At 66.0% G+C, this 19,550-nt stretch carries 1 protein-coding gene (only partly in view); it reads left to right on the top strand.

Annotation, left to right across the window (positions count from 1 at the left end; all coding sequences use genetic code 11):
• Nucleotides 1–19,550, top strand: partial view of a non-ribosomal peptide synthase/polyketide synthase gene (locus tag ACTDXD_RS02000; protein WP_440125544.1) — the 3' portion only. 10,051 nt of this gene lie to the left of the window's left edge; the window shows 19,550 of its 29,601 coding nt (coding positions 10,052–29,601); the start codon falls outside the window, past its left edge; the stop codon is at nucleotides 19,548–19,550.

Genomic DNA, 19,550 nt, shown 5'->3' with positions numbered 1-19,550 from the left:
TGTACGCCGTGGTGAAGGCAGGTGGCGCGTATGTGCCGGTGGATCCGGCTCAGCCGGACGAGCGCAATGCGTACATCTTCGACACGGTCGCTCCGGTGGCGGTGCTGACGACCACCCGTGACGGGTTTGTGAGGACGGGCGACAACTCCGTCTCCACCATCGAGGTCGATGCTGTGGATCTGTCCGAGCTGTCCGCGGAGCCGGTGACCGACGCGGATCGTGGTGCGCCGTTGCGGTCGTCGAACACCGCGTATGTGATCTTTACGTCGGGTTCGACCGGCCGCCCGAAGGGCGTGGCGGTGCCGCACGCCGCGGTGGTGAACCAGATGTTTTGGAAGCGCGAGTACTTCGGTCTCGGCGCGGACGATACGCTGCTGCTCAAGACCGCGGCGACTTTCGACCTGTCGGTGTGGGAGTTCTGGTCGGCGCTGGTGTCCGGTGGTCGTGTGGTGATCGCGTCTGCCGATGGGCATCGTGACCCGGCGTATCTGAATGCGCTGATTGCCGAGCAGGGCGTGACCACGTTGCATGTGGTGCCGTCGATGCTCGAGGCGTTGCTGGTCGAGTCGTCGGGCGTGTTGTCGTCGTCGTTACGTCGGGTGTTGGCGATCGGTGAGGCGTTGCCGCCGTCGACGGCGCAGCGGTTCCTGGCGTCGAACGAGGCGCGGTTGGTGAACTTGTACGGTCCGACCGAGGCTGCGGTGTCGGTGACCGCGGGTGAGGTGGTCGAGGCGTCGGGCGCGTCGGTGTCGATCGGTGTGCCCGAGTGGAATACCCGGGTCTATGTTCTCGATGATCGGTTGCATCCGGTGCCGGTAGGTGTTGCGGGTGAGTTGTACCTGGCGGGTGTGCAGTTGGCGCGGGGTTATCACGGACGGGTGGATCTGACCGCGGAGCGTTTCGTGGCGTCGCCGTTTGCGGTGGGGGAGCGGCTGTATCGCACGGGTGATCTCGTCCGGTTCACTGCTGAGGGTGAACTGGATTACGTGGGCCGCACCGACTTTCAGGTGAAGGTGCGTGGATTCCGGATCGAGCTCGGTGAGATCGAGTCGGCGTTGCGTGGTGTGGACGGTGTCCGTGACGTGGCGGTGGTTGCTCGTGCAGATGAGCGTGCGGGTGCCCAGCTGGTGGCGTATGTGGTGCCGAAGTCGGGCACAGAAATCGACGTGGCGTCGGTGAGGACCGCGTTGACGGCCGAATTGCCGTCGTACATGGTGCCGTCGGCGTTTGTTGTGCTCGAAGCGTTGCCGTTGAATGTGAACGGTAAGTTGGATCGGAAGGCGTTGCCGGAGCCGGTATTCGAGGCTCGTGAGTTCCGTGCACCGGTGTCGCCGGTGGAGGAATCGGTGGCGGCGGTGTTCGCCGAGGTACTCGGAATCGACCGGGTGGGTCTTGATGACGACTTCTTCGAGCTCGGCGGCAACTCGCTGCTCGCCACCCAGGTGGCGTCGCGGTTGAGCTTCGCGCTCGGCACGAAGGTCCCGGTGCGAGCCTTGTTCGAAACACCGACGGTCGAGGCACTTGCCGCGGTGGTCGAGTCGCAGGACACAGAGATCCGCGTGCCGCTCGAAGCCGGTCGCCGGCCCGACCGGATCCCGCTCTCGCCCGCTCAGCAACGCATGTGGTTCCTCAACCGCTTCGATACCGACACGGCTGCGTACAACGTTCCGATGGCCATTCGGCTGAGCGGCGACCTCGATGTGGGTGCGCTGCAGGCTGCTGTAGCCGATGTCGTCACGCGTCACGAATCGCTGCGCACCTACTATCCGGAGTCCGTCGACGGCCCGGTCCAGGTGATCGTCCAGGCCGCCGACGCCACCCCGGATCTGCTCCCGGTGAGGGTGGCAGAACACGAAATCATCGACGCTGTGATCGCCGTGGGAGCCACCACGTTCGACGTTACCAAGGAGGTACCGCTCGCTGCGACACTCTTCCAGGTCGGCGCTACGGACTACGTGCTCGCGTTCGTCGTCCACCACATCTCGGCGGACGGCTCGTCGATGGGCCCGTTGACCCGCGACCTGATGCAGGCGTATGTGGCGCGCTCCGAGGGCGGTGTCCCCACGTGGGAGGCGCTCGAGGTGCAGTACGCGGACTACGCCGTCTGGCAGCGAACGGTACTCGGCTCGGAGGACGATCCCGACTCGATCGCGTCCAAGCAGGTCGGCTATTGGAAGCAGGCCCTCGCGGGTCTCCCGGATCAGCTTGATCTTCCGACCGATCGTCCGCGCCCCGCAGTGCAGTCGTTCCACGGTGCACGGGTCGACTTCACTGTCGACGCCGCGCTGCATCAGCGCCTGACCGATCTCGGTCGGCAGACCAACACGACGCTGTTCATGGTGCTGCACACCGCATTCGCGGTTTTCCTCGCGCGGATGTCGGCGAGCGACGACATCGCGATCGGTACGCCGATCGCGGGTCGTGCCGAGCGTGAACTCGACGACCTGATCGGCATGTTCGCCAATACCCTGGTCTTCCGCACGCATGTGGATGGCCGGGTGAGCTTCGCCGAACTCCTCGAGCAGACCCGCGAGACGGACCTCGGCGCGTTCGCAAACGCGGACGTACCGTTCGAACGTCTCGTCGAGGTCCTCAACCCGACGCGTTCGACTGCGCGGCACCCGCTGTTCCAGGTGGGATTGTCGTTCCAGAACCTCGCGCAGTCGTCGCTCGAACTGCCCGGGCTGACGATCTCGGGGATCGACGCCGATATGGCGATCTCGCAGTTCGATCTGCACCTGATCGTCACCGATCGATACGACGCCGACGGTGTAGGAGCGGGCATCACCGGTTTCTTCACCTATGCGACCGATCTGTTCGACGAGTCCACGGTGGCAGGCTTCACCGACCGGTTCGTCCGGGTACTCGATTCCGTGGTCACCGACGCGGCTCTGCCGGTCGGCGACATGCCGATGCTCGACCCCGTCGAGAAGACCCGAATTCTCGTAGCGTGGAACGACACGGCGCACGAGGTCGACGGTGCGGCCACGCTCGTCGATCTGTTCGACGAGCAGATGCGACGCAATTCGGATGCCGTCGCATTGGTGTCCGAAGACGGATCGCTGACATACGGCGAGTTCGATTCCCGAGTCAACCGTCTTGCCCGGCAACTTGTCTCGATGGGCGTCGAACCCGAGGTGACCGTGGTCCTCGCCATGCGTCGTTCGGTCGAGTTGCTCGTGGGCATGTATGCCGTAGCCAAGGCGGGTGGCGTGTATGTGCCGGTGGATCCGGATCAACCGGACGAGCGCAACGCCCTCATCGTCGAAGCGGCTGCGCCCGCGCTGGTACTGACCACCGGGCGCGACGAGTTCGTCGTACCCGGGGAGGTCTCTGTCCCCACCGTCCTGGTGGACGCAGCGGACCTGCCCGAGTTCTCTGCAAAGTCTGTGACGGACGCAGATAGGCGTGCACCGTTGCGGTCGTCGAACACCGCGTACGTGATCTTCACGTCGGGTTCGACCGGCCGGCCGAAGGGTGTGGCGGTGCCGCACGCGGCGATCGTGAACCAGATGCTGTGGAAGCGCGAATACTTCGGTCTCGGCGTGGACGATGCTGTGTTGCTCAAGACGATCGCGACGTTCGACCTGTCGGTGTGGGAATTCTGGTCGGCGCTGGTCTCCGGCGGCCGGGTGGTGATCGCCTCACCGCACGGCCATCGCGATCCGGCATACCTGAACCGATTGATGGCGGAACAGGCCGTGACGACGTTGCACGTGGTGCCGTCGATGCTCGAGGCGTTGATGATCGAGGGCGACGGCCGGTTGGCGGGGTCGCTGCGCCGTGTCCTTGCCATCGGTGAAGCATTGCCGGTGGCGACCGCGGAGCGTTTCGTCGAGCGCAATACAGCGCGGTTGGTGAATCTGTACGGCCCGACCGAGGCTGCGGTGTCGGTGACCGCGGGTGAGGTCGTGGATCCGTCGGGTGCGTCGGTGTCGATCGGTGTGCCGGAGTGGAACACCCGGGTGTATGTGCTCGATGAGCGGTTGCATCCGGTGCCGGTGGGTGTGCCGGGTGAGTTGTATCTGGCGGGTGCGCAGTTGGCGCGCGGTTATCACGGTCGGGTGGATCTGACCGCGGAGCGTTTCGTGGCGTCGCCGTTCCGGGCGGGGGAGCGGTTGTACCGCACCGGCGACCTCGTGAGGTGGACGGCGCAGGGTGAGTTGGATTACCTGTCGCGGACCGATTTCCAGGTGAAGGTGCGTGGTTTCCGGATCGAGCTCGGCGAGATCGAGTCGGCGTTGCGGGAACAGAACGAGGTCCGTGACGTTGCGGTGATCGCGCGTGAGGACGAGCGCACCGGTGCGCAGTTGGTGGCGTATGTGGTGCCGAAGTCGGGCGTGGAACTCGATACGGCCGAACTGAAGACGGCGCTGGGCCGCCGCCTCCCGTCGTACATGGTGCCCGCTGTGTTCATGGTGCTCGACGGGTTGCCGTTGAATGTGAACGGCAAGCTGGATTGGAAGGCGTTGCCGGAGCCGGTGTTCGAGGTGCGTGAGTTCCGAGCGCCGCGTACGCCGGTCGAGGAGATCGTCGCGGGTGTGTTCGCGGACGTACTCGGTGTGTCGAGGGTGGGGGTCGATGACGACTTCTTCGAACTCGGTGGCAACTCGTTGCTTGCAACGCAGGTGGTCTCGCGCATCGGTACAGCGTTGGGTGCACGTGTACCGGTTCGGATCGTGTTCGACGCTCCGAATGTCGGTGCGCTCGCTGTCGCTGCGGAGCAGCATGCTGACACCGATTCGAGGACGCCACTCGTACCGCAGTCGCGTCCGGACATGGTGCCGCTGTCGCTCGCGCAGCAGCGCATGTGGTTCCTCAATCGCTTCGACACCGACTCGTCGGTCAACAACATTCCGGTCGCCGTGCGTTTGACCGGGGAACTCGATGGGTCCGCGCTGCAGGATGCTGTGCGGGACGTGCTGGTGCGGCACGAGGTGTTGCGCACGATCTACCCGGAGATCGACGGGCATCCCTACCAGTTGATCGTTCCCGCAGCCGAGGCCGCACCCGAGGTCGTCGCCGAAACCGTCACCGAGGACGACCTCCTCGCGCGTGTCGGCGAGGTCGTGTCGGCCGGTTTCGACGTCACGTCCGAGATTCCGTTGAGGGTTGCGCTGTTCGCGCTGGCGGACAGCGGAAGCGACGCCGAGAACGCGACCGATCATGTGCTCGTCTTCGTCGCGCACCACATCAGCGCCGACGGCTGGTCGATGGCACCTCTCACGCGCGACGTCATGACCGCCTACGTGTCCCGCGCGGCGGGCGAGGCCCCGGCCTGGGCGCCGCTGCCCGTGCAGTACGCGGACTTCGCACTGTGGCAGCGCGAGGTGCTCGGCAGCGAAGACGATCCGGAGAGTGTGCTCTCGGCTCAGGCAGAATTCTGGAAGGGCACCCTCGCCGGCGTCCCGGACGAGCTCAACCTGCCGATGGATCGCCCGCGCCCTCCGGTGCAGTCGTTCACCGGAGGAAAGGTCGAGTTCGCACTCGACGCGTCCGCTCATCGTGAACTCGCGGCGCTGGCCCGCCGGACCGGAACAACCATGTTCATGGTCCTGCACACGGCGTTGGCAGTGTTCCTCGCGCGTATGTCCGACTCCGACGACATCACGATCGGCACACCGATCGCGGGTCGCGGCGAGCGTGAGCTCGATGATCTGATCGGCATGTTCGTCAACACCCTGGTGTTGCGCAGCCATGTCGATACCGGTGAGACCTTCGAGGACCTGCTGTCGCGGGTGCGCGCCGCCGACCTCGACGCGTTCGCACACGCCGACATTCCGTTCGAGCGGCTCGTGGACGTACTCGAGCCCGAGCGGTCCACCGCGCGGCACCCGCTGTTCCAGGTGGTGCTGTCGTTCGAGAACATGCCCGAAACCGCCCTCGAACTCCCGGGGCTGAGTGTGTCCGGTGTGCCGTTCGAACTCGACATCGCGAAGTTCGATCTCGGACTGACGCTGCGTGAACACGTCGACGCCGGCGGTGATCCGGACGGGCTGTCCGCTGAGTTCTCTTATGCGAGCGCACTGTTCGACCACGGTACGGTCGAGCGGTTCGCGGAGCGATTCACCCGGCTCGTGAACGGCATCCTGTCCGGAACAGCTACACCGGTCGGCGACCTGCCGCTGCTCGGCGATGAGGAATTCGCGCAGCTCACCAGCATGCGCGGGCACGACGTCCTGACCGAGCCGAAGACCCTCGCGGACTTCCTCACTCTCGGTGTGACGATGGATCCCGACGCCACCGCAGTGCGTTACGAGGGACGTTCGATCACCTACCGGGAGATCGACGAAGCGTCGTCGAGACTTGCCCGGATGCTCATCGATCGGGGAATCGGGGCCGAGGACTTCGTTGCCGTCTCGTTCCCGCGTTCGTACGACATGGCGGTCACCGTCATGGCTGTCGCGAAGACCGGCGCCGCTCATGTGCCGGTGGACCCCACGTACCCCGCCGAGCGCGTGCGGTACATGCTGTCCGATTCCGGTGCAGCACTGGGTATCACGTCGTCGCAGTACGCCACCGGTCTGCCCGACGACGCGGAATGGCTACTCGTCGACGACCCCGACTTCGTCGCGGAGGTCGACGCACGTGCGTCCACACCGATCAGCGACACGGATCGCGTGCGCCCCACTCACGTGTACCAGCCCGCCTACCTGATCTACACCTCGGGTTCGACGGGGCAGCCGAAGGGCGTCGTCGTCACCCACTCGGGTCTGGCCGGTTTGAAGGACATGGTCACCGATCTGTACGGCGTGACGTCCGAGTCGCGGTTCCTGCAGATCTGCTCGCCGAGCTTCGACCCGTCGGTACTCGAATGGATGGCTGCCTTCTCGTTCGGTGCCACGTTGGTGATCGTGCCGTCGACGATCATCGGTGGCCCGGATCTCGCGGAGCTGCTGCGCACCGAACGGGTGACGCACACGATCATCACCCCGGTGGTGCTCGGGACCATGGAGTCCGACGGCGTCGACAGCTTCGAAGTGTTGTCGGTCGGTGGCGATGTCACCACGCCGGAACTGCTGTCGGAGTGGTCGAAGCGCACGACCTACGTCAACGCGTACGGGCCCACCGAGGCCACGATCGTATCGACCTTCGGGCAGATGGTGCCGGAGCGCCCGATCACGATCGGTGAGCCCATCGTCGGCATGACCACCCTGGTGCTCGATTCACGTCTGCGGCCGGTCGCGGCCGGTATGGCGGGTGAGCTCTACGTGGCGGGCCGTGCCCTTGCGCGCGGTTACCACCGACGCAACGCTCTCACCGCCGAACGATTCGTCCCGAACCCGTACGGCGAAGCCGGCGAACGCATGTACCGCACCGGTGATGTGGTGCGGTGGCGTGCTGTCGAGGATCGTCTCGAACTCGAGTTCGTGGGGCGCAGCGACTTCCAGGTGAAGGTGCGCGGTTTCCGTATCGAACTCGGCGAGATCGACGCTGTGCTCTCGGCACACGACACCGTCAACTGGACAACCACGGTCGGTCGTTCGACGGCGTCGGGTGCGACGGTGTTGGTGTCGTATGTCTTGCCTGCGGCGGGCCGGACTGTGGATGTGGCGGGGTTGACGGAGTTCGTGGCTCGGTCGTTGCCGCCGCATATGGTGCCGTCGGCGATCGTGGTGCTCGATGAGGTGCCGTTGACGCCGGTGGGCAAGTTGGATCGTGATGCGTTGCCGGAGCCGGTGTTCGAAGAGCGTGAGTATCGCGGTGCCGGTAGTGAGGTCGAGGAGATCATTGCGGAGGTGTTCGCGGAGGTTCTGCACTTGGAGAAGGTGAGTGTGGACGAGTCGTTCTTCGCGCTCGGTGGTGATTCGATCGTGTCGATTCAGTTGGTGTCGCGGGCGAAGGCTCGTGGTGTGGTGTTCACGCCGCGGGATGTGTTCGAGCGGCGTTCGGTGGCGGGGCTGGCGGAGGTCGCCTCGCGTGTGGATGCGGATGCGCCCCAGAAGCTGGCCGAACTTCCGGGTGGTGGTGTCGGTGATGTTCCGTTGACGCCGATCATGCGTGAGGTGCTGGGCTGGCCCGGTGGCTTCGACCGATTCTCGCAGACCATCGCTGTCAACCTTCCGCAGGACATCACCGCGGACGTGCTCGAGCGGACGATCGGTGCTGTGGTGGATCACCATGATGCGCTGCGGTCGATCCTCGACCGGAGTGATGACGCGGCAACACTGCGCATTCGCGCCACGGGCACTGTCGACGCGTCGTCCCTGATCACCAGGATCGAGGTCGCGGCCGAGATCTCCGATGCCGATCTCACCGAGATCGCCTCGCGCGAACTCGATTCCGCGCTCGGGCGCCTCGACCCGGTATCGGGGTCGGTACTGCAGTTCGTGTGGTTCGACTTCGCCGGCGGCGCCCGGCCGGGTGTGTTGCTGATCGTCGCGCATCACCTGGTGATGGACGGTGTGTCGTGGCGAATCCTGTTGCCGGACCTCGGTCTTGCGTGGGGGCAGATCGTCGCAGGGCAGGATGTCCAGCTCGCCGAGGTCGGGACGTCGTTGCGGCGCTGGGCGCACGGCCTCGTCGAGGCGGCGCCGTCGTATCGAAATGAGCTGGAGTTGTGGGAGCGGGTTCTCGGTGAACCCGACCCGCTGCTCGCGCAGCGTCCCTTCGACCCCGCGGTCGATGTCACCTCCACGGTGGAACGCATCGAACTGACACTGGATTCACGGCAGACCGAGGCGTTGCTGACGTCGGTGCCGTCGTTGTTCCGTGGTGGTGTCGCCGATGGTCTGGTGGCGGCGTTGGGGTTGGCGTTGGTGCGGTGGCGTCGTGATCGTGGTGTGGAGTCATCGTCGGCGTTGGTGAAGTTCGAGGGTCACGGTCGTGAAGAGGCTGTGGTTCCGGGTGCGGATCTGTCGCGGACGGTGGGGTGGTTCACGAGTGCGTATCCGGTGCGGGTGGATCTGGCGGGTGTCGATGTCGATGATGCGTTCGCCGGTGGTGTGTCGGTCGGTGCTGCGGTCAAGGCTGTGAAGGAGCAGTTGCTGGCGATTCCGGACAGGGGCATGGGGTATGGCCTGTTGCGGTATCTGGATGGGCAGTCGTCGGTGCGGTTGGGTGCGGTGGCGAAGTCGCCGCAGATCAGTTTCAACTATCTGGGGCGTGTGTCTGCTGCGGATGTGCCGGAGGAGTTGGCGGCGATCGGGTGGGCGCCCACCGGCGCACTCGGCCAGGTCGACGCCGCGCTCGATGCGGACATGCCCGCCAGTGCCGCGATCGACATCAACGCGATCGTGAACGATGGGCCGGAGGGTCCGCAGCTCGGCGCGAACATCGCATTCCCCACCGGACTGTTGGATCGCGACGATGTCGACGAGTTCGCGCAGCACTGGCGCGCGGCTCTCGACGCGCTCGTCGCCCACGTCGACGCACCCGACGCCGGCGGGCTGACACCGTCGGACGTTCCGTTGGTGAATGTGACCCAGTCCGGCCTGGAACGGTGGGAATCGCGGTACCGGCCGGTGGCCGATGTGTGGCCGCTCTCGCCGCTGCAGTCCGGTCTGTTGTTCCACGCGCTGATGACGGCCGACGATGACGTCGACGTGTACACGATGCAGGCGGTGCTCGACCTCGAAGGCGCGGTCGACGCGGACCGTCTGCACCGGGCTGCTCAGGGGCTGCTCGATCGGCATGCGAATCTGCGCACCGTCTTCGTCACCGACGACGACGGCGACTCGGTCCAGCTGGTGCTCGACGACGTACAGGTGCCGTGGCGCACAGTCGACATGTCGTCGGAGGTCGCGTCTTCGGGAGTGACGGCCACCGTCCCGTTCTGGCGCGACGAGGAGTCCCGTGGATTCGTCATGGACACCGGACCGCTCATGCGGTTCGTACTCGTCTCGCTCGGCGGTGATCGCTACCAGCTCGGCGTGACCACGCACCACGTGCTGGTCGACGGCTGGTCGATGCCGCTGCTCATGCAGGACCTGATGGCCCTGTACGCCACTCGCGGCGATACGTCGATGCTGCCGCGTGCGCGGTCGTACCGCTCGTTCCTCGAATGGGTCGGCACACGCGACCTGGAGGCCTCGCGCGACGCCTGGTCACACGTATTCGACGGATTCGACGAACCGACACTGCTCGCCCCGCAGTCGCCCCGTCATCCGAAGGAGCAGGGCGACGACCGCGTCAAGATCGAACTGGACGCGCAGCGCCTGACCGCGATCAGCGATGCCGCGGCGCGCCTCGGCGTCACCGTGAACACTCTCGTGCAGGCCGCATGGGGCGTGCTGATCGGACGTCTCACCGGCCGCGACGACGTGGTGTTCGGCGCGACCGTGTCCGGACGCCCCGCCGACCTGCCCGGCGTGGAGTCGATGGTGGGTCTGTTCATCAACACCCTGCCGGTGCGGGTGACCTTCGACCCCGACGAGCCGATCGGCGAGTTCCTCGGTCGTCTGCAGAGCGAACAAGCCGCGCTGCTCGAACATCACCATCTCGGACTGACCGACATCCAGCGGGCCTCGGGTCCCGCGGTGGCCTTCGACACCCTCACCGTGTTCGAGTCCTACCCGCTCGACGAGGAGGGCCTCGCCCAGCAGGCCTCGTCGATCGACGGCATGTCCGTCACAGGTGTCGGTACACACGACGCCACGCACTACCCGTTGAGCCTGTTCGTTCACATCAAGACGGGCATGGAAGTCGAACTGCGCTATCAGCGTGCACTTTTCGATCGCGATCAGGTATCCACGCTCGTTGCCCGCTTCGTGCGTGCACTCGAGTCGCTTGCTGCGCGGCCTGACAATCATGTGGGTGACATCGAGCTCCTCGATGCCGCGGAACTCGACCGGATCCTCCACGACTGGAACGACTCGGCGCACGAGCTCGACGCGTCGGCACTGCTCACCGACCGTTTCGACGCGCAGGCCGCTCACACACCCGACGCTGTCGCACTCGTCTACGAAGGTGACTCCCTCACCTACGCCGAGTTCGACGCTCGCGTCACACGCCTCGCGCGACACCTGATCGCGCACGGTGTGGGGCCGGAGTCGTTGGTGGGCTTGGCCATCCGACGGTCTCTCGACCTCATGGTGGGTATGTACGCGATCGTGCGCGCCGGCGGCGCATGGGTGCCGATCGATCCCGACCACCCCATCGATCGTGTCCGGCACATCCTCGACACGGCCGATCCGGTCTGCATCGTGACCACAGCGCGCGACGAGTTCGAGGTGCCGTCGGATCTCGGTATCCGGTCGATCGCCATCGACGTGCTCGATTTGTCGAACACCTCGATCGCACCGGTCACCGATGCGGACCGGATCGCACCGCTGCGTCCTGACAACACCGCCTACGCGATCTTCACGTCCGGTTCGACAGGACGCCCGAAGGGCGTCGCGGTGACGCACCGCGCAATCGTCAACCAGACGGAATGGATGCTGCACGAGTTCGAGATGACCTCGAGCGACGTGTACTTCCAGAAGACCGCCACCACGTTCGACGTGTCGCTGTGGGGCTTCTTCATGCCCTTGAGCGTGGGTGCCCGTCTCGTGATCGCCACCCCGGACGGTCACCGCGACCCCGCGTACCTGTCCGAAGTCATTGCACGCGAGCGCGTCACGATCACCGACTTCGTGCCGTCGATGCTCACGGTGTTCGCCGCCCACGCCGACGCCGAAGAATGCCGCACTCTGCGCGACATCTTCGTGATCGGTGAAGCCCTGCCGCCCGAGACGATCGACGGTGTCCGCAGGATCAGCTCTGCGGACATCGACAACCTTTACGGACCCACGGAAGCCGCCGTGTCCGCCACCTACTGGCAAGCACCGGCAGCGGGTTCGGTCGACGTGGTGCCGATCGGTGTCCCGGAATGGAACGTGCAGGTGTACGTCCTCGACGGCCGGCTCCGCCCCGTTCCCGTCGGTGTCCCGGGAGAGCTCTATCTCGCAGGTGTCCAGCTCGCACGCGGGTACGTGCGCCGCCCGGACCTCACCTCGGACCGGTTCGTCGCGAATCCGTACGGGGAGTCCGGCGACCGGATGTACCGAACGGGCGACCTCGTGACGTGGAACGAGCATGGCGAACTCGAATACATCGGCCGCACCGACTTCCAGGTGAAGTTCCGTGGCCAGCGCATCGAGCTCGGCGAGATCGAAACCGCGCTGCTCGCCCACGATTCGGTGAACCAGGCCGCGGTACTGGTGGTGCAGACACCCACCGGCGACCAGCTCGCCGGATACGTCGTGCCGGCACCGGGACGGAACATCGACACCGGCGAACTCGTCGAGTTCGTGTCGGAGACGCTGCCCGCGTACATGGTGCCGTCCGCGTTGGTCGTGCTCGGAGAGTTCCCGCTCAACACGTCTGGCAAGCTCGACCGCAAGGCGCTTCCCGCTCCGACGTTCGAAGCGCGGGAGTTCCGGGCTCCGACGACACCGATCGAGGAGATCGTTGCGACGACCTTTGCCGATGTCCTCGGTGTCGAACGTGTCGGCCTCGACGACGACTTCTTCGCGCTCGGCGGAAACTCACTGATCGCGACGCAACTCGTTGCGCGCCTCGGGTCGGCACTCGATGTTCGGATTCCGGTGCGGGTGCTGTTCGAGTCCTCGACCGTGCATGCCCTCGCCGCGCAGGCAGAGCAGCACACGGGGTCGACGCGTCGTGCACCGCTGGTGCCGCAGCAGCGCCCGGATCGGGTGCCGCTGTCGCTTGCACAGCAGCGCATGTGGTTCCTCAATCGCTTCGATGCGACGTCGAGCGCCGACAACCTCCCCGTCGCAGTGCGGCTGACCGGCGCCCTCGACGTGGATGCGCTGCAGGCGGCCGTGCGTGATCTGCTCGATCGACACGAGGTGCTCCGCACGATCTACCCGGAGGACGACGGTCGTCCCTACCAGCAGATTCTGTCGGTGGACGAGGCGATGCCGAACCTCGACGCTGTGCAGGTCGACGAAGCGGACCTGCCCGCACGGATCCTGGAGATCGTGGGCGCTGGGTTCGACGTGACGACACAGGTTCCATTGCGTGCGGTCCTGTACAGGCTGGGGGCGTCGGTCTCTGATCACGTGCTCGTATTCGTCGTCCACCACATCAGCGCCGACGGCTGGTCGATGGCACCGCTCACCCGTGATGTCATGGCCGCCTACGTGTCCCGTACGAACGGCGAAGAACCTGCCTGGGCTCCGCTGCCGGTCCAGTACGCGGACTTCGCGTTGTGGCAGCGTGAGGTTCTCGGCTCGGAGGACGATCCGGAGAGTCTGCTGTCGACCCAGGCCCAGTACTGGAAGCGTGCGCTCTCCGGCATTCCGGACGAGCTGAATCTGCCGATGGACCGTCCGCGTCCGCCGGTGCAGTCGTTCGCCGGTGGCCGGGTCGAGTTCGCGCTCGATGCGTCCACGCATCGTGAACTGGCTGCGTTGGCCCGCCGGACCGGCACGACCATGTTCATGGTCGTCCACACCGCGCTGGCGATCTTTCTGGCGCGCATGTCCGACTCCGACGACGTGGCGATCGGCACCCCGATCGCGGGTCGCGGCGAGTCCGAACTCGACGACCTGATCGGCATGTTCGTCAACACCCTGGTGTTGCGGAGCCGTGTCGAGGCGGGCGAGCCGTTCACCGACCTGCTGGCGCGGGTCCGTGAGATCGATCTCGAGGCGTTCGCCCACGCGGACATCCCGTTCGAGCGGCTCGTCGAGATCGTCGAGCCCGAGCGGTCGACGGCGCGGCACCCGCTGTTCCAGGTGGCCCTGTCGTTCGAGAACCTGCCGTCCGCGGATTTCGAGCTTCCGGAGCTGAGTGTGTCCGGCGTGCCCTTCGATGTGGACACCGCGAAGTTCGACCTGTCGCTCACGCTGCGCGAAGGCATCGGGCAAGACGGTGCACCTGCCGGCATATCGGCCGAGTTCTCCTACGCGAGCGCGCTGTTCGATCACGGTACCGTCGAACAGTTCGCGCATCGGTTCGAACTGCTGATCTCCGGCCTCCTCGCGGATCCACAGGCACCGGTCGGGGATCTCCCGCTGCTCGGCGGCGACGAGTTCGGCCGGCTCACGCACGTCCACGGGGATCGCGTCGGAGCGGGCGGAACCCTCGCCGATATCCTCACGGCGGCGGTCACGCTGGATCCGAACGCCACCGCGGTCCGCTACGAGGGGCGCTCGATCAGCTACCGCGAGCTCGACGAGACCTCGTCGAAGCTCGCGCGCATCCTCATCGGACAGGGCGTCGGCCCGGAGGACATCGTCGCGGTGTCGTATCCGAGGTCGTACGAGATGGTTCTGAGCGTGTGGGCGATCGCGAAGGCCGGTGCCGCGCACCTGCCGGTCGACCCCACCTATCCCGTCGAGCGTGTGCGGTACATGCTGGCCGATTCCGGCGCGGTCCTCGGTATCACGTCCTCGACCTATCGGGACGGACTACCCGGGGACTCCGACTGGATCGTGCTCGACGATTCGACGTTCACCAGTGAGCTCGACAGGCAGTCGGAGCTGCCGGTGGGCGCCTCCGACCGGGTGCGTCCGCTGTCGCTGTTCCACCCGGCCTACGTCATCTACACCTCGGGTTCGACGGGCCGTCCCAAGGGCGTCGTCGTCACACACCAGGGTCTGGGCGGGGTTGTCGACACCGCCGTCGAGCTGTACCACCTGCGTGCCGGACATCGTTTCCTGCACATCTGCTCGCCGAGCTTCGACCCGTCGGTGCTCGAGTGGATGGCGGCGTTCACCAGTGGTGCGACGCTGGTGATCGTGCCGTCGACGATCATCGGTGGCCCGGATCTCGCGGACCTCCTGCGCACCGAGCGGGTGACTCACACGATCATCACCCCTGCGGTGCTCGGCACGATGGATCCGACGGGGATCGACAGCCTCGAGGTCGCGTCGGTCGGCGGCGACGTCACCACGCCGGAACTGCTCGCCAAGTGGGCACCGGGCCGCAAGTACTTCAACGGATACGGCCCCACCGAGACGACGATCATCTCGTCCTTCGCTCGGCTCGAGCCGGGACGCCCCATCACGATCGGCCACCCCACTCACGGGGTGTCCGCGCTCGTGCTCGACGCACGGATGCGTCCCGTCCCGGAGGGCGTCGCCGGTGAGCTATACATGGCAGGTGCGGCGCTTGCCCGCGGTTACCACGGCCGCAGCGCCCTCACCGCTGAGATGTTCGTCGCCAATCCCTACAGTCCGGACGGTTCACGGATGTACCGCACGGGCGACGTCGTCCGGTGGCGGGCCGGCGGGGAGCGTCTCGAGCTCGAGTTCGTGGGGCGCAGCGACTTCCAGGTGAAGGTGCGCGGTTTCCGTATCGAACTCGGCGAGATCGACGCAGCCCTGGCGGCACATGAGACCGTCGATTTTGCCGCAACCCTCGGCCGTTCGACGGCGTCGGGTGCGACGGTGTTGGTGTCGTATGTGTTGCCCGCGGTGGGCCGGACTGTGGATGTGGCGGGGTTGACGGAGTTCGTGGCTCGGTCGTTGCCGCCGCATATGGTGCCGTCGGCGATCGTGGTGCTCGATGAGGTGCCGTTGACGCCGGTGGGCAAGTTGGATCGTGATGCGTTGCCGGAGCCGGTGTTCGAAGAGCGTGAGTATCGCGGTGCCGGTAGCGAGGTCGAGGAGATCATCGCGGAGGTGTTCGCGGAGGTTCTGCACTTGGAGAAGGTGAGTGTGGACGAGTCGTTCTTCGCGCTCGGTGGTGATTCGATCGTGTCGATTCAGTTGGTGTCGCGGGCGAAGGCTCGTGGTGTGGTGTTCACGCCGCGGGATGTGTTCGAGCGGCGTTCGGTGGCGGGGCTGGCCGAAGTTGCTGTTCGGAGCGACGAGTCTCAGGGCCTCGTGCGGCTCGACGAACTACCCGGTGGTGGTGCCGGTGATGTTCCGTTGACGCCGATCATGCGTGAGGTGCTGGGCTGGCCCGGCGGCATCGACCGGTTCTCCCAGTTCGTCTCCGTGACCCTTCCGCAGGACATCACCGCGGACGTGCTCGAGCGGACGATCGGTGCTGTGGTGGATCACCACGATGCGCTTCGGTCGATCCTCGACCGCGACGACGCCGGCATCACCTTCCGCGTGCGCGTTGCCGGTGACGTGGACGCAGGGTCCCTTCTCACCCGCGTCGAGGCTCCCACAGACATCAGCGACGAGGACCTGACCGCCCTCGCCGGACGTGAGATCGATGCGGCCCTCGGCCGACTCGACCCGTTCGCCGGGGCGATGCTGCAGTTCGTGTGGTTCGACTTCGGTTCGGCCGGGCGTGCCGGGGTGCTCGCCGTCGTTGCCCATCACCTCGTGGTCGACGGAGTGTCGTGGCGAATCCTGTTGCCGGACCTCGGTCTTGCGTGGGGACAGATCGTCTCCGGCCAGGAGAAGGTCGAGCTTGCCGCAGTCGGGACGTCGTTGCGGCGCTGGGCGCACGGTCTCGTCGAGGCGGCACCGTCGCATCGCGACGAACTGGGGCTCTGGGAACAGATTCTCGAGGGTCCCGATCCGCTACTCGGCGAGCGGCCGTTCGATCCGTCCGTGGACACCGCGTCCACCGTGGAGCGTTTCGACGTCAGCGTGCCCGCCTCGGACACCGAGGCGTTGCTGACGTCGGTGCCGTCGTTGTTCCGTGGTGGTGTCGCCGATGGTCTGGTGGCGGCGTTGGGGTTGGCGTTGGTGCGGTGGCGTCGTGATCGTGGTGTGGAGTCATCGTCGGCGTTGGTGAAGTTCGAGGGTCACGGTCGTGAAGAGGCTGTGGTTCCGGGTGCGGATCTGTCGCGGACGGTGGGGTGGTTCACGAGTGCGTATCCGGTGCGGGTGGATCTGGCGGGTGTCGATGTCGATGATGCGTTCGCCGGTGGTGTGTCGGTCGGTGCTGCGGTCAAGGCTGTGAAGGAGCAGTTGCTGGCGATTCCGGACAGGGGCATGGGGTATGGCCTGTTGCGGTATCTGGATGGGCAGTCGTCGGTGCGGTTGGGTGCGGTGGCGAAGTCGCCGCAGATCAGTTTCAACTATCTGGGGCGTGTGTCTGCTGCGGATGTGCCGGAGGAGTTGGCGGCGATCGGGTGGGCGCCTACGGATGCGCTAGGCAAGCTCGACGTGGTCCAGGACGCGGACATGCCCGCGAACGCTGCGGTCGATATCAACGCCGTGGTCAGCGACGGGCCGGAGGGTCCGCAGCTCGGCGCGAACATCGCGTTCCCGGCGGGACTGCTCGATCGCGACGACGTCGACGAACTCTCCCAGCACTGGATTGCTGCGCTGAGCGCCCTCGCGGAGTACGCGACGGGGCCGCAGGCAGGTGGACTCACCCCCTCGGATCTGCCGCTGGTCGACCTCGATCAGACCGAGATCGAACACTGGGAGCGCCGCTACCCGGCGCTCGACGACGTGTGGCCGCTCTCACCTCTGCAGTCCGGTCTGCTGTTCCATGCATCGATGATCGACGAGAGTCACGTCGACGTGTACACAATGCAGGCTGTGCTCGACCTCGAAGGCGCGGTCGACGTGGATCGCCTGCGCGGCGCAGGTCAGGCGTTGCTCGACCGGTACCCGAATCTCCGCACCGCGTTCGTCACCGACGACAAGGGCGACTCGGTTCAGTTGGTGCTCGACGAGGTTGAACTGCCTTGGAAACAGGTCGATCTCGGAGATCTTCCTGCCGACCGTCGCGAGACGGAGCTTGCGGAGGTGCTTGCAGCCGAGCAGGCTCGCCGGTTCGAAATGGAGACCGCTCCGCTGATGCGGTTCCTGCTCGTCAAGGAATCCGATGGCCGGTACCACCTCGCAGTCACGAGCCATCACATACTGCTCGACGGCTGGTCGATGCCGCTGCTCATGCAGGACCTGATGGCCCTGTACGTGCTGCGCGGAGATCAGTCGTTGCTGCCGCGTGTCCGCTCGTACCGCCACTTCCTGTCCTGGTTGTCGGAGCAGAATCGCAACGACTCCCTCGATGCGTGGGCGGACACCCTCCGCGGTATGGAGGAGCCGACGATCCTGGCACCGGCCGTCCGCGACGCGGACAACGACACGATCTCCACGGTGTCGGTGCTCTACGACGCCGAACGGACCGCGCGGTTGACCACGTTCGCCGGGCAACTCGGGGTGACGGTCAATACGCTGGTCCAGGCGGCGTGGGCAGTGCTCGCAGGCCGGCTGACCGGACGGAACGACGTGGTGTTCGGCGCGACCGTCTCCGGGCGTCCCGCAGACCTGCCCGGCGTGGAGTCGATGGTGGGTCTGTTCATCAACACGCTGCCGGTGCGGGTGAACGCCGAACCGGACGAGTCGGTCGAGGCATTGCTTACGCGTCTGCAGGCGGAGCAGGCCGGACTCCTCGATCACCACTACGTCGGCCTGTCCGACATCGAACAGCGCGCAGGCATCCCGATCGGGTTCGATTCGCTGCTGGTCTTCGAGTCGTATCCGATCGACCGCGAAGCACTGTCCGATGCGGCAGGGTCGATCGACGGGATGACCATCACGGGGGTGAGTGTCAAGGACGCGACGCACTACCCGATCACGCTGCTCACCGTTGCCGACACGGCGATCGACTTCACCTTCAAGTACCTCGAGCGCTTCTTCGACGAGGTGGCGATCTCGAGGATTTCCGAGCAGTTCGTCCGGGTACTCGACGCGTTCGTCGACAACCCGGGTGATCCGGTCGGTGACATCGATCTGCTCGGTGCCGACGAGGCGGCTCGCATCGTCGAAGAATCGGGACCGGTGACTCCGGTCGTCACATCCGCGGCACGCACCCTGGCCACCGTCCTCAGTGAGGTCCTCGAGGAGGACCCGTCCGCTCCGGCTCTGGCGGTACCTGCGGATGCCGCCACCGGTGAGGAAGGACGCGAGTTCTCGTACCGGCAACTCGACGAGCAGTCGTCGCAGCTTGCCCGTGTGCTCATCGCACGCGGTCTGGGAACGGGGGACATCGTGGCCATCGCGATACCGAGGTCGGTGGCTTCGGTGGTCGCGCAATGGGCCGTGGCGAAGACCGGCGCGGCCCTTGCGATTGTCGACTCTCAGCGGTGGACGACAAGTCTGCCGTCGGGTGCGGTGCTGGGCTTGACTGTTGCGGCGGTGACCGCAAGTGCACCGGCCGGCGACTGGCTCGTGATCGACGACGAGGCGTTCACGCGAGAAAGTGCAGCGATGCCGGCGGATCCGGTCACATATGCCGATCGTGTGCGCCCGGTCGAGCCGTCCGACCCGGCGGTGGTCCTCGATTCGCGAACGCTTTCCAACGCGGAACTGGTCGATCTGCTCGTTACCCTGCGCGACCGGTACTCGATGACCTACGAGTCCCGGAGCGCGGCGGTTTCGCGTGCGGGGATCAACGGTGCGGGAGCGACGGCACTGGCGCTCGAGCAGTTGCTCGTCACCGCGACGGGGGCGGCCGTCGTGCTCGTTCCCGAAGGCATCCTCGGTGGCGCGGACCTCGATGGGCTTCTCTACAACGAATGGGTCACGCATGCCCACCTGCCTGCGGCGTCCCTGGAGACCCTCGAACCCGGTCTCGAAGACCTCGCGGTGGTCGTGGTGGTCGACGAAGCTCCGGCAGGAGTGCTCACGCAGTGGCAGAGTGCACATCAAGTGCACATCGTTGCTGACCAGCATTGA

It is taken from the genome of Rhodococcus sp. SJ-3 (assembly GCF_051918125.1).
Classification (GTDB): domain Bacteria; phylum Actinomycetota; class Actinomycetes; order Mycobacteriales; family Mycobacteriaceae; genus Rhodococcus.
This window is presented reverse-complemented; position numbering and strand designations above follow the sequence as displayed.